The organism is Rothia sp. HMSC069D01 (genome assembly GCF_001810135.1).
Classification (GTDB): domain Bacteria; phylum Actinomycetota; class Actinomycetes; order Actinomycetales; family Micrococcaceae; genus Rothia.
In genome coordinates this window covers 596,085-611,087 of sequence record NZ_KV800108.1, presented here as the reverse complement: position 1 = coordinate 611,087, position 15,003 = coordinate 596,085, and the positions used below count along the sequence as shown (strand labels likewise).

Here is a 15,003-nt window from a genome sequence, read left to right as displayed (position 1 = left end):
ATATCGCTAGCGCACGCAGTCAATGCAGCCAGTACGCCGGCACCGGTTGCACCCAGTGCCACGCGGCGGGACATACCAACAGAGGTGGGGGAAGGGCTCGTCATAATCAGCCTTTCAAAAGAAGTCAACAAAGGAAATAGAGTGAGTTGACACCATCATTATACCCTAAGCACATGAATGGATATCAAATACCACTACCTATATCCTTTTGCGAAGAAAGGTCTAAAAAGCTGCAATTAGTGCACTAGGACGCTGAGGGGCTCGCAGACTCCGTGCTCTTATCAGCATCCTTATCTTTCTGAGTGCTCATAAACCAAGCACCCTCCTTATACTCCACAACAATCCTCATCGCCTGCCCCTGAGAATCTTCTGCCCTAGCCAGCGACTTATCGCGGTTGTCCCCCTCCGTCAGATGCCTCTTCGCATTCTGGTCAACCAGAGAACGAGCACGCCAGAAATAACGAATACGGTCGCCCTCAACCTGCGTGGGAGTGTCCGTCATCAGGTACACAGACATCGGCTCACTCGTATCGTAAATCCAGCCGCGCCCTGTCTCATAGAGCTTAACCATCGGCTCAAGCTCCTTATAGTATTCGCTACTCGGGTCCGTCTTCTTCAACGGCTCAATATCACCCGTCAACGCCAAATAATTAAAGCTAGAAATCCAATAGCCAATCAGCGCATAAATACCGTCAATGCTCAGCTCCTGCACCTTCTCCGGCATGAGCGGTTTGGGCACGTTCTGCGCCTTCTTCTCAGCCGTGGCAGGAACGTACTCGCCGTTCTTCTCAAAGTTATCGAACGTGACCTTACCCTTATACGACTTATTCGCAGACGGCAACGTCGACGAAGCAGAGGGGCTCGCGCTCGCTGACTCAGAGGTGGCAGCATCAACCGGCGGATGCACCGTACGCGCACACGCAGACAACACAGCGGCAAGACCAACACCGCCCGCACCCAACACGGCGCGGCGGCTCAAGGCGACGGGCTTAGAAGAGGGGCTAGTCATCAGCAGTCTTTCGGTGAGGTCAACGGATGTGGGGAGTGAGTCGACACCCCCATCATACCGGGCGCACCTTATAGCAACCGTAAAGCACCGGCGAATAACAAATAGTCGGGCGCATATGAAGACACCCCATAGCTGCCACACAACAAAAGACAGCTACGGGGTGAACAACGTAATACGCCTCGGCTGAACCGGGCCCACCGGCTAGCAGAGTAGTTAACGGAGCAGATGCGCAAAATTACGGCGCGCGTGAGCCACCTTCGGGCTCACCACAAATGCACAATAACCCTGCGCCGGATTCAACGCGTAATAATTCTGGTGATAATCCTCAGCCTCATAGAACACACCCAGAGGCTTAATCTCCGTAACAATGGGGGAGGGGTACAGCTGCTGAGCACGCGCCACCGCACGCTCAAATGCCTCACGCTGCTGCTCATCCGCGTAGAAAAGCACCGAACGGTACTGCGAACCGGTATCCGCACCCTGACGATCCCAGCTGGTCGGATCGTGGCTCGTGAAGAAAATATCCAGCACCGTGTCCAGGTCAATCACCTGCGGGTCAAAGCTGAGCTTCAGCGCTTCCTGGTGACCGGTCGTACCCGAACACACCGAACGATAATCAGGGTCGGGAGTCTCGCCGCCCGTATAGCCGCAGACGCTCGCCTCAACCCCGCGGAACTGGCGGTACACCGCATCCAGGCACCAGAAACAGCCGCCGGCAAGAACAACATCAGTCATGATTCCTCCTTGAACTATAAAACCACACTACCTGAAGAACACCGCCGAGCCGCATAATATTCCTGAGCTGCCGCCGCGCCACCTGCCACAATAGAGGTATGACTGAAAAACTAGAAACCCCCACCCTCGCAGAAGTCGTCGACGCCTTCCACACGCTCTTCCCGCCGCAGCTCGCCGCCGGATGGGACGCATCCGGCCTCGTCGCCGGACGTGGCGCCGCCAAAGTGAGCACCGTCCTCTTCGCAGTAGACGCCCTCACCGCCACCGCCGAAGAAGCCGTAGCCGAAGGCGCGCAGCTACTCATCACCCACCACCCGCTGCTGCTCCGCGGCGCAAAGTTCATCCCCGACAGCGACTACAAGGGCAACGTTCTGCACACCCTCATCGAAGGCGGATGCGGCCTGCTCGGCGCGCACACCAACGCCGATGCCGCCGTCGAAGGTGTGAACGAAGCACTCTGTGACGCTATCGGTCTGATTGACCGCGAACCGCTCACCGAAGCGCAAACCCAGGTGCTCGACGAGCAGGAACACGCGGTAGGCACCGGTCGCCTCGGCACCCTGCCCGAAGAAGTCACCCTCAAGGAGCTTGCAGAACGCCTCGCTGCGGCACTGCCCGCGACCGCCGGTGGCCTGCGCATCGCCGGACGCGCCGACCAGCCGATCCGCCGCGTCGCCCTCTGCGGTGGTGCCGGTGACTCTCTCTTCGACGCGGTACGCGCCACCGACGCGCAGGTGTACATTACCGCCGACCTGCGCCACCACCCCGCTAGCGAATTCCGCGAAACCGCACGAGTTGACGGTAGCAACATCGCCCTGATTGATTGCTCCCACGCCGCCAGCGAATCCCTCTGGCTGCAGTCGGCGGCAAACCGCCTGCGCGCCCTGCTCGCTGAGCGCGGCTTCACCATCGAAACGAAGCTGTCTGCACTCAACACCGACCCGTGGGACTTCACCGTCTCCACCGGCGTGGCAACCGGTCATGACGCGCACTCGGCAAGCACCGCCGCAGCCCCCGCGTGGGAACTCTAGGGCGAGAATTCTAGGGGTGAGAACTCTAGAAGAATCCGCGCGGATTCCCTCAGTGCGTAAGAGCCCGGGCACCCCGTCCGTTGTGACGAGGTGCCCGGGCTAGAACCGGCCTGGCCTACTTAGTTAGCAATGCGATACAGGCCAGTAGTGATAGGGTTCATCACGCGATGCCGGTAATAGAACAACATCCAGTCCAATTCAATGCGGGTCACAGCATGATTCGGTTCAAACATGCCAGTCTCGGGAGTAATAACATTCTGCTGGGTAGCCCACAGAATCTCACGGTAGAACGCGGAATCCGGCGTAACATCCGGGAAGGATGAAACACCCGATACTTCCGGTGAACCAGACGCACGGTAAATCATTGCGGCAACGGTTGCATTCGTGAGACCGTCCTCCGCGTGGAACTTTCCGTCAGGTCCGCCGAAGGTAACACCCTTTTCACGAGCCCAAATGTAGGCGGCGTAGTTCGGATCGTCCGTCTTCACATCCGGCCACGGGGAGACTTCAGGAAGGTCCACCTTGGGGCTGCCCTTCATCTCATAAAGGGAGGAAACCAGCTCACCGCGGGTGGCAGGCTGCTTCTGTTCCTCGTCGTTCAGCGATGTCGAAAAGTACATACGTTCCTCTACGGGTACGTAAGCATTCGTGAACCGCTGGACACCCTCAAACTTCAAATCCTGGTGCGCCAAAAGAACGCCGCGGTGCTCCGGGGCAAAACCCACCATCGGGGTAATGAGAGTCTTATCCGTCTTGCTGGGGTAACCGTAGTCGCTCCACGCCTCAATGACGTACTGCTTGGACGGATCCAGCGTGTTCGCGGGAATCTTGAGATTGACGAAAGCGAAGCCTCCCTCCAGGCCCGTCTCGTATTCATCATCACCGTGGACGTAACGCTTCATCTCGCTCATAACCAGGACGGGGGAACCCGTGCCCTTCTCGCGAATGACGTACATCATGCCCTCAACGCCGGGGATGTCAGTCCCTACGAAGCCCTGACCCTGAATCAGCAGCTCCTGATCCTTTGTGGTGTCCTTCAAAGCGTCGTATTTCAACTTAGGTGCGAAGGTGTCGAAGTGATAATCATTGGTGCTCAGACCGTGATGCGTCACAACGTTCTTGCGAGCCCAGATATCCTGAACGGTTGACTGCGGCTGGCCCTCGGGCTCGGCGAGGATGCCAACCTCGTAACGCACCTTGTCCAGAGTCATATCCGGGAAATACTCCGTGAGAGTGTAGTAACTCGGCAAAGTATTAGCTTCAACCTTCAGCGGGGCGACAAAGGTGCCGTCATCGTCAATGGTGAAGTCCTTGCCCTCTTCAAACCGCAGAAGAGTGTCGGTAATCTGCAGAGCGTTATAGGGGACGTTCTCCTCGGGCGCGATGTAGATGACAACCTTGCCGTGCTGCTCGCGCCACTCCTTGGTGAATCCGCTGCCCAGAACCGTAATTTTGCTGTCCTCACCGGTGTACAGGCCGTCGCCCTCTTGCATGAAGACGTCACGGCCGTCCTGGTAGTAGTAATCCTCATAGACAACGGTGAAAGACGGCTCATCCGCAACGTCCTGAGTTGCAGGGGTGGGGGTATTGGTAACCGGCGCGTTAGCAACGGGCACATTTGCGGTGGGCGCTGCGTCCTGGGCTGACGCCGGGGTCAGCGGCAGGACCATCACGCCCGCCAGTGCGAGCGCGCTACAATTCCGAGCCGCGCGGAGGAATGAAGACTTAGAGTTCGGAAGTGAGGACATAAGACATCCTTAGGGTCATTTCTCCGGGGCTGCGCGAGCTTACCGGCAGGTTGGGAATCGGTCGCAGAATCTGCGCACGCCCGATGAGAAAAGTGGTTGAAAATCCCCCTCGGTTTCGGGGATATCCTCACCCTATCAAAGCGTTGAACGATTGTCAGGAAACACTCAAGGAATACTTTAAGGTTTCGAGAAATCTCATACAGCGGTAGCTGTTAAAAGCTGAACCCCGTGCTCCCGAACAGAAAACCATTCGGGAGCACGGGGAACCAGAGAGTTATCCGATGCACCGCACGCGCCCTCAAGGTAAAACCCGAGGGGGATGCGGGCGGGCTAAACGACCTTACTTAGCGCGAGCCTGGAACGCCTCAATCAGAGTCTCCAACTCACCATGAGTCACCATGTACTGAGCATCGAAAGCGCCGTTAGCGTTCAGCACCACCTTGTTCTGCTGAGCCCACAGAATCTCACGGTAGAACGCCGAACCGGGAGCCACATCACTGTACGGGGAGTCGCCCTTAACCGCGGGCGAACCAGCCGCACGGTAGGTGAACGCCGCAACGGTAGCGTTCGAAATGCCTGCATCAGCATGGAACTTGCCGTCCGACCAGCCGAAGGTAATACCCTTCTGACGAGCCCACACGTACGCGGGGAAGTTCGGGTCGGTGGTCTTCACATCCGGCCAGGGAGAAGTTTCAGGCAGCTTCACCTCGGGGGTGCCCGCCTGAATGTACAGGGCAGCTGCGAGCTCACCGCGGGTAGCGAGGGTCTCCAGCTTCTCATCGGAAGGATCGGGCTTCTGGTTGTCATCCTTCTTGGGGTCCTGAGCGTTGGGCAGGTTCGCCTCCCTGTAACCGTTCGTGCCGTTCAGGTCCAGGTCCTGCCACGCGAGTAGGGTACCGCGGCCCTTGGTGGACCTGCCCACGACCGGTGCGATCAGCTTACCGTTATTGCCGTAACCGTCGTTAGCCCAGACCTCAATCACGTACTTCTTCGAAGCGTTCAGAGTGTTTGCCGGAAGATTCACGGTACCGTTCAGGTTGCCATCACGGTACGCCGAAGACTGGGTGGGGTGGTCAAACTCGATAATGTCGCTGGTTGCCAGAACCGGGGTGTTCGAGCCCTTCTCACGAACCACGAGCTGAACGCCCCTAACGGAGTGAATATCGCCGTTAAACCCCTGGCCACCAACGTTCAGATCCTGTGATTTTATGGGGTCAGTCACAGCGTTGTAACCCAGGCGCGGTGCGAACGGCGCCGGCTTCTCACCCATAGTATTCAGTACCTGGGTGCTCACCACGTTCTTGCTGGTCCACAGCTCCTGAGCGGTCAGCGGCTTCTGATCCTTCTGTTCAGCAACCACGCGAATTTCGTAGAGGACATCGTACTTGGTGCCGCCGGTCGGGTCGTGGAAGTTGTCATCATCGATGAAGTAGTAGGCAGCAAGCTTGTACGCCTCAACCTTCAGATCAGCCTCAAAAGTGCCGTCATCGGTAATGGTGAAGTCCTGACCCTCCACGAAGCGCAGCATCTTCGAAGTCGGAATCTCGTAGCCGGAGGGCGCGTAGTTCGCGGGAGCAATGTACAGCGCCACGGTACCGTGCTGAGCACGCCACTCCTTGGTGTAACCCGCACCCTTCACATGGATGGTACCGCCCTCAGTCGTGACGAGGGAGGGGTTCACGCCGTCGTACTTGTAACCGTCAGGGATGGAAACCTCAAGGGTCGGGGTAGCCGCAGCGACCTGGTTAGCTGCCTGAGGGGTAGCGGCAGCAACAGCGGCATCAGCGGCAGGAGCCGCATTCTGAGCCAGTGCCGGGGTCATCGGCAGAACCATAGCACCAGCCAACGCCAATGCGCCGCAACCCTGAGCAGCGCGGAGGAAAGAAGACTTAGAGTTCGGAAGCGAGGACATAACACATCCTTAAAGTTGTTTCTCGCAGGGCTCTGCGGGCTCAACGGCGGGTAGGGAATTCGCCGTTGAATCTGCGCGCCCTATGAGAAAAATGGTTGGAAGCCCCGTCGGTTTCGGGGACATTTTCACCCTATCAAACCCTCCAAATGATGTCAGGGAACACTCAAGGGAGGCTTGAAGGTTTTGAGACATTTCACAGGTTGATCAGCCGGTAAAAGCTGAACCCCGTGTTCCCGAATAGAAAAACCATTCGGGAACACGGGGTATTCAGCTTAGAACTAGGCTGCCTTACTTAGCGTGGTTCTACCCGGCACCGTTCTACTGAGCGCGGTTCTGGAAATTGAACAGCATCTGCTCCAGCTGACCACGATTCACCAGGTCCGTCGCATTAAAAGCGCCGAAATCCGGATTAATGACATACTGCTGAGTGGACCACAGAATCTCACGGTAGAACGCAGAATTCGGCTTCACGTCGGTAAAGGAAGACACGCCCGATACCGCAGGGGAACCCGCCGCACGGTAGGTGAATGCCGCAACCGTAGCATTCGAGATGCCGGCATCCGCGTGGAACTTACCGTCAGACCAGCCGAAAGTAATACCCTTCTGGCGAGCCCACACGTAGGCGGCATAGTTCGGGTCGGTGGTCTTCACATCCGGCCAGGGGGAGGTCTTAGGGAGGTCCATCTTGGGGCTACCAGCCTGAGCGTACAGCGCCGCCGTCAACTCGCCGCGAGTAGCGCGCTGCTGCTGCTCCTGGTAAGTGAGCTTCGAAATCAGGCTCTTGTACTCTCCCTTAGGGACGGTAGCATCCGCGAAGTCCTGAACACCCTCAAACTTCAGATCCTGACGGCCCATAAGAACACCGCGGTGCTCCGGCGCCAAACCCACAATCGGGGTGATGAGGGGCCTGTCCTTCTTGGTGAGGTCGTAGTCGTAGTCGCTCCACGCCTCAATGACGTACTGCTTAGACGAATCCAGGGTGTTTGCGGGGAGCTTGATGGTGCGGTAAAGAGTGCCTCCCTCCAGGCGGGTTACGCCATCGGGGCCTTCATAGTAGGACTTCATATCGCTCATCGCCAGGACGGGGGTGCCGGTGCCCTTCTCACGAATCACGTACATGGCACCCTCACGACCGGGCAGCTCCTCACCAACGAAACCCTCACCCTGAATCAGCAGCTCCTGATCCTTCGTGGTATCCTTCAGGGCATCATACTTCCACTTAGGTGCCATGACTTCAGGATGGTAAGCGCGGGTGTACATCGGGTGGTGAGCGATAACGTTCTTGCGAGCCCAAATATCCTCAATGCTCGACTGGGGCTGACCCTTAGCCTCGGTCAAAATACCCGTCTCGTAACGCACCTCGTCCAGGGTGATACCCGGGAAATAATCGATGGGAGTGTAGAAATTTTCCAGAGCATTAGCCTTGATGGTCAGCTTTGCCTCAAAAGTGCCATCATCGGCAATGGTGAAATCCTTACCCTCTTCAAAACGGAGCATCGACGTGGAAGGCTCAGCGTTACCGGGGCGGTCCTTCGTAGCAGCAATGTAGAAGACAACGGTGCCGTGCTGCTCACGCCACTGCTTGGTGAAACCGGCACCCTTCAGGGTCACGGTGCCACCCTCGCCGGTGTACAGAATACCGTCATAATCAGTGGAGTACGTCGGCTGTGCCGCTGCATCCTGAGCAGCCGGCTTGGGGGTCACAGCATTTGCCACCGGTGCATTAGCAACAGGTGCCGCATCCTGGGCGAGTGCCGGAGTCATCGGCAGAACCATAGCTCCAGCCAGCACCAGTGCGCCGCAACCCTGCGCCGCACGGAGGAAAGAAGACTTAGAGTTCGGAAGCGAGGACATACATCATCCTTACGGGTCGTACCCATCGGGATGATGCGGTTTCATAGGGTTTCTGGGGTGAGAAATCTCCGTTGAATCTGCGCCAACCCAATGAGAAAAGTGGTCGAATATCCCCATCGGTTTCGGGGACATTTTCACCCTATCAAAGCGTTGAACAGATGTCAGGAAACACTCAAGAGAGGCTTGAAGGTTCTGATGGTTTTCACAGGTTGACCAGCCACTAAGAACTGAACCCAGCAAGCTAAACTCAGCACGTTAAACCCCGAAAACAGAACCCCGTGCTCCCGAATAGAAAACCATTCGGGAACACGGGGTTACTCGTGCGACTAGTGTCGACAAGCAGAGCCAGTTTAGCGGGCCAGCTTATCGAGACTGGAAAGCAGTCAGAACAGTTTCCAGGTGGCCGCGAGTCAGCAGCTGCTTAGGAAGGAAATAGTGACCACCGTACACAGTAGGCAAATTCTGGCTAGCCCACACAATCTCACGGTAGAACGCAGAACCAGGCTTAACATCCACGTAGGGGGAATCACCCTTCACCGCAGGAGAACCAGACGCACGGTAAGTAAACGCCGCAACCGTAGCGTTCGAAATGCCGGCATCCGCGTGGAACTTGCCATCCGACCAGCCGTAGCTGATGCCCTTCTCACGAACCCAGATGTACGCCGCGTAGTTCGGGTCGTCAGTCTTCACATCCGGCCAGGGCGACGTCTCGGGTAGCTTCACCTCGGGCGCGCCAGCCTGAAGGTACAGAGCCACCGCCAGCTCACCGCGGGTAGCGCGTTCCTTGCGCTGCTCATCGGTCAGGCTAGGCTTCTTATCCTCAACAGCGTCAGAGCCCTTGAAGTTCAGGTCCTGAGAAGCCAGCAGCTCACCGCGACCCTCGGGCGCCTTACCCACAACGGGGGCAAGGAACTCGCCGCTCTCGCTGTAGCCGTCATTAGCCCAGACCTCCACCACGTACTTCTTCGAAGCATCCAAAGTGTTAGCCGGAACCTTCACGGTGCCGTTCACTACGCCGTTCACATACTCAAAGGCACGGTCGTGGTGGTTGTACTCAATGATGTCGCTGGTCGCCAGAACAGGGGTGTTCGAACCCTTCTCACGGATTACATACTGAACACCCTTGACGGAGTGAATCTCACCGTAGAAACCGGTACCCGAGAAGTAAATGTCCTGATCAGTGGTGGTATCGCCAAGAGCCTTGTATTCCACCTTGGGGGCAAACGGACTGGGACGGAACGCCTGAGTTTGCACTGCAATACGGCGAATCACATTCTTGCCAGCCCACAGATCCTCAATGGTCAGCTGGGGCTGACCCTGCTGCTCAGCAACCAGGTCAACCTCGTAACGCACATCGTAAGTCGGGATACCGGGGAAGTAGTAGCGAGGCTCATAGTAGCGCTGAAGCACGTCCGGCTTGACCGTCAGCTGAGCATCCAGGGTGCCGTCCTCAGCAATGGTGAAGTCCTTACCCTCCTCAAAACGCAGCGGCGTATCATCAGCGGGCAGTAGGCTACCGTCGGGAACACCCTGAGAAGCGGCCAGGTAAACCGCCACCTTGCCGTGCTTTTCACGCCACTCCTTAGTGAAACCCGAACCCTTCACGTGGACGGTACCGCCCTCAAAGGTGTACAGCAACTGAGCCTTGCCGTCGTACAGAACCTCGAACGTCGGAGCGTCCTCCTGGGTGGCCTTAGCGCCCGGAACATCCGCAGCCGTCGTGCCGTCAGAACCATTGAAGTTCAGCGTCTGAGAAGCGAGCAGAGTACCGCGACCCTCGGGTGCCTTGCCAACAACGGGGGTCACCAGGTCTTCGCTACCCTCCTGGTAGCCGTTGTTGCCCCATACCTCGACAACGTACTGCTTTGCCTTATTCAGGGTGTTAGCGGGAATCTTAACGTTACCGTTGAGGAGCCCATGCTGGTACTGGAACGCATACTCGGGGTCGTTGTACTCGATGATGTCGCTAATAGCCAGGACGGGGGTGTTCGAGCCCTTCTCACGCACAACAATCTGAACACCCTTCGGGGAGTTAATATCGCCGTTGAAACCCCAACCTGAGAAGTTCAGAACCTGATCGTTACCGGTATCCTTCAAAGCGTTGTAGCTCCAATGAGGAGCGAACTCATCAGAAGTAGCAACAGGATTCTCGCGGACGCGATCATCCGGCAGGGAACCAGCAACAGCCGCCGCAGGAGCATCCGCGGCAACATTCTGGGCAAGCGCAGGAGACATCGGCAAAACCATCGCGCCAGCCAGCGCCAATGCACCGCAACCCCGTGCTGCACGGAAGAAGGACGAAGCCTTGAAATTCGGAAGAGCGGACATAATCATTCCTTATTGGTCGAACCCATCGCGCCAATGCAGTTTCTAAAAGGGGAGTGAGAAATCTTCGTCGAATCTGCGCCAACCCAATGAGAAGTGGTCGAATATCCCCGTCAATTTCGGGGACAATTTCACCCTATCAAAGGGCTGAACAGATGTCAGGAAACACTCAATAGAGACTTGAAGGTTCTGAGGGTTTTCCCAGGTTGACCAGCCGCTAAGAACCCAGCATGCTGAACTTCGAAAAACAGAACCCCGTGCTCCCGAACAGAAAAACCATTCGGGAACACGGGGCTGCCAAATACACTAACCAAGCACTAAAACGAAGCGTGAAACGAGGAAGCGTGAAAACTATGAAGTGCGAAAACTACGAAGTGCGGAAGTATAGGTACATCATCATCGCAACACGACCACGAGACGTTTGAGCCGTCGGCTCAAAAGCATTACCCTCAGACACCGTAGACACACCACGACGAGACGCCCACACAATCTGACGGTAGAACGGAGTCACAGACGAAACATCGCTAAACGGCGAAGAACCCGACATCTGAATCTTCTGCGCACCATCAGCACGGTACAGCAAAGCCGCCGCAGAAGCATTCGACAGACGCGCCTCCGCATGGAACTTACCATCAACCCAACCGGACGTAATACGCTCCTGACGCGCCCACAGGTACGCATCATAGTTCGGGTCAGACTCATCAACATCTGCATACGGCGAATGCTCCGGACGGGTCACTGCCGGCGAACCCGCCAGCTTATAGAACATGGTGATCAGCTCGCCACGAGTCACCGGATCCTCAGCACCAAAATGGTCCTCAGAAACCGGAAGCATAGTCTCAGTACGAACAGCCCAACGGATACCCGCATAGTACGCAGAGTCCTCGGGAGCATCAGCAAAAATAGTGTTCGCATCCGGCGCAGTCACGGACGGACGCAGAATCTTCGGGCCCTGAGTCGAAGAACTCGACGCCAGAGGAGAGGAGGTAGCAGGCACCGAAGCAGCTACCGGCGCAGCAGTATCCGCCGAAGAAAGACGCGCCTCCGACGAATCATAAAAAGAGAAAAGAGGTGAGAACGGCAGATACAAAACACCCGCCAACGCCACAGCGCCAACAGCCAGCTCAATACGGCGGCGCTTACGCTTCTTCGACTCAGCCTGAGAAGAAGCCTCGGGGGTGCCCTCCGGTGCCAGCAGAGGTGCAGAAGAATTATGGGCAGTATCAGTCGACTGCTTAAAATTCTGGGACATAAATCCTCAATGTGGTTGATGTATCGGTGTGTGCAGGGCTCCCTCTAGTTCTTCTACGCACCCAGCCGGATAAGGGTGCGCACTAAGGGGGCGCAACAGTCCTAAGCATAAACCACAGCTTGAAAAATATTAATTTACACTCCACAGAACATTCTTGAAAAGAGGGGAGTAGAGCACCCAAAAATCCGCCCAATAGCGGGTGCCGCATGAGGCGCGCCCCACATGCGGTACAGCCCACACTAGCGTGGTAACCGCCAAAAATACGCCGAAAACCGCGGAACATTAGCGGACAACAGCCCCACTCACACCCCTACAGACACCCTGCAGACACCTCATAAACACCCCGCAAGAGCACAGAAAAGCCGGGCCAGCGGCGTTGAAACCAATGTTTCATCGCTGCCAGCCCGGCATAATCCATAGACCCTAGAGGCCAGCTTTAGCGAACCTTATAAAGCCCTAGCGGACCTTGTAGTTCATCAAGAAACCAGCCAGCTCACCACGGCTCACCAGCGCAGACGGGTGGTACTCAGAGCCCGGGAAAACCTGTAGCTTCTGCTGCTTAGCCCAAGTAATCTCACGGTAGAACGCAGAGCCGACCTTTACATCGGTGTACGGCGCCTCAGTCGCAACAACCGGCTTCTTACCATCGAAACGGTACAGGAACGCCGCAACAGTAGCGTTAGAAACAGACGCATTCGCGTGGAACTTACCATCAGACCAGCCGAAAGTAATGCCCTTCTGACGAGCCCAAATGTACGCAGTGTAGTTCGGGTCATCGGTCTTCACATCCGGGTACGGGCTAGTAGCCGGCAGGGTAACCTTCGGGGAACCAGCCATACGGTACAGTGCAACAGTCAGCTCACCGCGGGTCGCATCATCATTAACGCCGAACCAATCCTTCTCACGAGAATCAATCAGCTTCTGATCAGCAGCCCACAGAACAGCCTTGTGGTTCGCGTGAGCAGCCGGAACATCAGCGAAACGCTCACGAGCCTTCTTGTTCGCAGACTCACCGGTCAAAGTCAGGTAATCAGCCGCGATGCGCTCGCTGTCACCATCGGCGTAGTTCACGGTCACGAAAATAGCGTAGTGGCCATCAGCGTCCAGCTTGGTGCCGTCAACGTTAACGGTCGTCTCAAACGCGCCGGTTGCCACGCGGTCAGCGCTCAGAGTGATGCTATCCAGAGCCTCACCGGTCGGGTTGCCGTCAGCCTCAGCCTCAGAGAACAGAACGTTCACGGTAGCGCCAGCCGGAACCTTGAAGTCCTTACCCTTTACACGGATAGTGGTCGAAGAGCTCAGATCAACCTTGTCAGTGCTCAGGGACACCGAAGGCGAAGCAGTCTTAGCGTTCTCGCCGTTCACCGGAACAAACGCCTGAGTGCTCAGTGCCTGGTTGTTCGCCTCATCGTTATCTTCCGGAACGTTGAACTCAAAAGTCTGCACAACATAGGAGCTACCGGACTTCAGGGTGCCCGCCGGGATGTCCAGAACAGTCGAGAAACGGCCGTTGGTGTAACCCATGTGCTGACCAAAGAAAGCAGAGTAGGAGGTGAACTTAGCCTCCGACTGAGCCACCGCGGGGCCGGTAGCCTTACCGGTTGCCGGATCAACCGCACGAACCGCAACAATCAGCGACTCGCTACCGTTGTACGAAATGTTCTGGAAGCCAGCACCGTTCACTGTGACCTTAGCGTTCTCAGAAGCATTCACCGACGAAGCGCTGTACGACAGGGTCGGGGAATCAACGGTGGGAACATCCGCAACCTTCAGTTCAGTACGAACCTCATCCGCAGGAATCCAGCCGTCTTCAGCATCATCGCGGTAACCGAGCACAACATCGAAGGACGAGCCATTGGCCTCCAGATAGTTAGCGCCGATAGAAGCGGTCAGGTTCACGGTGCCGTCAGCCGCAAAGGCGGAGGCGGGAACATCCTGAACATAGAAGGGGTAATCACGCGGGTGGTGCGGCGGGAAAGCAACGCTTTCACCCTTCGGAACAACGTACAGGCGGAACGACTTGCCCTTAACGAAGTCCTTGGAGAAACCGGAGCCGCTAACCGTCACGTTGCCGCCCTTGAGAATGTCAAAAGTGCCGGAGGTAACCTGCAGACGCTGAGCACCCTGAGCCTCGCCCTGCTCAACAGCCTGGGCTGCTACCGGAGTAGCAGGTGCGGCAAACGCGGGGGAGAGAGGCAAAAGCATAGCGCCAGCCAGGGTGATGGCGCAGCCGCTCTTGGCCATGTTTTTGGGTAGCGCAAAGCGCATGTGGTTGGGAAGTGAGGACATTGTTATCCAATCAGTTTTTATCGGTGTCACGCATCGAGTGTGGTGCGCATAAACACCGTAGCAAATAGTTAAGACATGCCGGAACCTGAAAGGTCATCAGCGCGAAAAATGTCTGTGTGTTTTATTGCATGTCTTAAGGTGAAGTATAGCCTTAAAAAGTATCTGCATGATGTGGAAAATATGCCTAAATAGTGTGCTGATAAGCACAAACGCTGGTCACTGTACAAAAAAGTAAAGCATAAAAATCCACCGCATTCGAAAAATTCGCACCTATGCAACCTCTGCAGGTTGAGAATATTCACAATGCGGTGGGCAAGGCAACATAAAAGTCACCCACAATAAAAGTGGCACATAAACAGAGCCATAAAGTCGCCTATTTGACGAAAGCCAACCAAAATAGCTAACGCCACGGCGAGACACTATGTGAGACGGCTGCCGCCGTGCTCCATGCGGTACAGCATCGTAGCGAGTTCCGTGTGCCCAATAAACGACTGCCCATACGCCTCATAGATAGACTGTTCGCTGATATAACCCCAAATGTGCTGATCAATCGCCCACTGGGACTCCTTACGGAACGAGTAATGCCAGCCAAGAACAGTATTCCACCCGCGCTCAGAAGAACCATCCGGCAGACTACTCTTCTTTGACGCCGAAGAAACAGGACGAGGTTTCGCCGCAGGAACCTTACCCTGCGCCCTCTGATACCTATACAGGAACGCCACCGCCGAAGAATTGTAAACACTCGCCTCCGGGTGGAAATTACCATCAATCCAACCGAACGTAATGCTCTGCTGACGAGCCCACACAATCGCGGCATAGTCCGGGTCGTTGGGCTGAACATCCGGATA

The 15,003-nt window shown here is 56.4% G+C and carries 9 protein-coding genes and 1 pseudogene; 1 reads left to right on the top strand and 9 read right to left on the bottom strand.

Annotation, left to right across the window (positions count from 1 at the left end; all coding sequences use genetic code 11):
- Positions 1–244: 244 nt before the first annotated feature.
- Together HMPREF2710_RS06905 and msrA are read right to left on the bottom strand one after the other, a co-directional pair.
- Positions 245–1,009 carry a DUF6318 family protein gene (locus HMPREF2710_RS06905; protein WP_044150517.1) on the bottom strand — a complete coding sequence of 255 codons (765 nt, stop codon included), beginning with the start codon at positions 1,007–1,009 and terminating at the stop codon, positions 245–247.
- Between the two features lie 213 nt (positions 1,010–1,222).
- Positions 1,223–1,744 carry a peptide-methionine (S)-S-oxide reductase MsrA gene (gene msrA, locus HMPREF2710_RS06900; RefSeq protein ID WP_049359950.1) on the bottom strand — a complete coding sequence of 174 codons (522 nt, stop codon included), beginning with the start codon at positions 1,742–1,744 and terminating at the stop codon, positions 1,223–1,225.
- 98 nt (positions 1,745–1,842) lie between these two features.
- Between msrA and HMPREF2710_RS06895 the strand changes: the two genes are divergently transcribed.
- Positions 1,843–2,775: a Nif3-like dinuclear metal center hexameric protein gene (locus tag HMPREF2710_RS06895; RefSeq protein ID WP_049341408.1), complete on the top strand. Its 933-nt coding sequence runs from the start codon at positions 1,843–1,845 to the stop codon at positions 2,773–2,775.
- Between the two features lie 119 nt (positions 2,776–2,894).
- Here the strand turns inward: HMPREF2710_RS06895 and HMPREF2710_RS06890 are convergent, their stop codons facing one another.
- The 7 genes and pseudogenes from HMPREF2710_RS06890 to HMPREF2710_RS06860 all read right to left on the bottom strand — a co-directional run.
- Positions 2,895–4,523 (bottom strand): S-layer homology domain-containing protein, encoded by a 1,629-nt coding sequence (locus HMPREF2710_RS06890; RefSeq protein WP_012903679.1) that lies wholly within the window; start codon positions 4,521–4,523, stop codon positions 2,895–2,897.
- Positions 4,524–4,863: 340 nt separating this feature from the next.
- Positions 4,864–6,435: a hypothetical protein gene (locus HMPREF2710_RS06885; RefSeq protein WP_049341403.1), complete on the bottom strand. Its 1,572-nt coding sequence runs from the start codon at positions 6,433–6,435 to the stop codon at positions 4,864–4,866.
- A gap of 318 nt (positions 6,436–6,753) precedes the next feature.
- A complete protein-coding gene (locus HMPREF2710_RS06880; RefSeq protein ID WP_070600288.1) occupies positions 6,754–8,289 on the bottom strand; it encodes an S-layer homology domain-containing protein in 1,536 nt (511 codons plus the stop codon).
- A 363-nt stretch (positions 8,290–8,652) separates the two neighbouring features.
- Entirely contained in the window at positions 8,653–10,617 is a 1,965-nt protein-coding gene (locus tag HMPREF2710_RS06875; RefSeq protein ID WP_070600287.1) for a gluconolactonase, read from the bottom strand.
- 364 nt (positions 10,618–10,981) lie between these two features.
- Complete coding sequence (locus HMPREF2710_RS06870; RefSeq protein WP_049349972.1) at positions 10,982–11,866, bottom strand: S-layer homology domain-containing protein; 885 nt, start codon at positions 11,864–11,866, stop codon at positions 10,982–10,984.
- A gap of 456 nt (positions 11,867–12,322) precedes the next feature.
- On the bottom strand, positions 12,323–14,155 hold the full coding sequence (locus tag HMPREF2710_RS06865) for an S-layer homology domain-containing protein (protein ID WP_070600284.1): 1,833 nt from the start codon (positions 14,153–14,155) through the stop codon (positions 12,323–12,325).
- A 419-nt stretch (positions 14,156–14,574) separates the two neighbouring features.
- A pseudogene (locus HMPREF2710_RS06860) lies at positions 14,575–15,003 on the bottom strand (peptidase); the annotation flags it as partial.

What these genes read in the sequence shown, in the direction of transcription:
- HMPREF2710_RS06905 (WP_044150517.1), bottom strand. Translation starts at nt 1,009, where the DNA reads ATGACTAGCCCCTCTTCTAAGCCCGTCGCCTTGAGCCGCCGCGCCGTG.
- msrA (WP_049359950.1), bottom strand. Translation starts at nt 1,744, where the DNA reads ATGACTGATGTTGTTCTTGCCGGCGGCTGTTTCTGGTGCCTGGATGCG.
- HMPREF2710_RS06895 (WP_049341408.1), top strand. Translation starts at nt 1,843, where the DNA reads ATGACTGAAAAACTAGAAACCCCCACCCTCGCAGAAGTCGTCGACGCC.
- HMPREF2710_RS06890 (WP_012903679.1), bottom strand. Translation starts at nt 4,523, where the DNA reads ATGTCCTCACTTCCGAACTCTAAGTCTTCATTCCTCCGCGCGGCTCGG.
- HMPREF2710_RS06885 (WP_049341403.1), bottom strand. Translation starts at nt 6,435, where the DNA reads ATGTCCTCGCTTCCGAACTCTAAGTCTTCTTTCCTCCGCGCTGCTCAG.
- HMPREF2710_RS06880 (WP_070600288.1), bottom strand. Translation starts at nt 8,289, where the DNA reads ATGTCCTCGCTTCCGAACTCTAAGTCTTCTTTCCTCCGTGCGGCGCAG.
- HMPREF2710_RS06875 (WP_070600287.1), bottom strand. Translation starts at nt 10,617, where the DNA reads ATGTCCGCTCTTCCGAATTTCAAGGCTTCGTCCTTCTTCCGTGCAGCA.
- HMPREF2710_RS06870 (WP_049349972.1), bottom strand. Translation starts at nt 11,866, where the DNA reads ATGTCCCAGAATTTTAAGCAGTCGACTGATACTGCCCATAATTCTTCT.
- HMPREF2710_RS06865 (WP_070600284.1), bottom strand. Translation starts at nt 14,155, where the DNA reads ATGTCCTCACTTCCCAACCACATGCGCTTTGCGCTACCCAAAAACATG.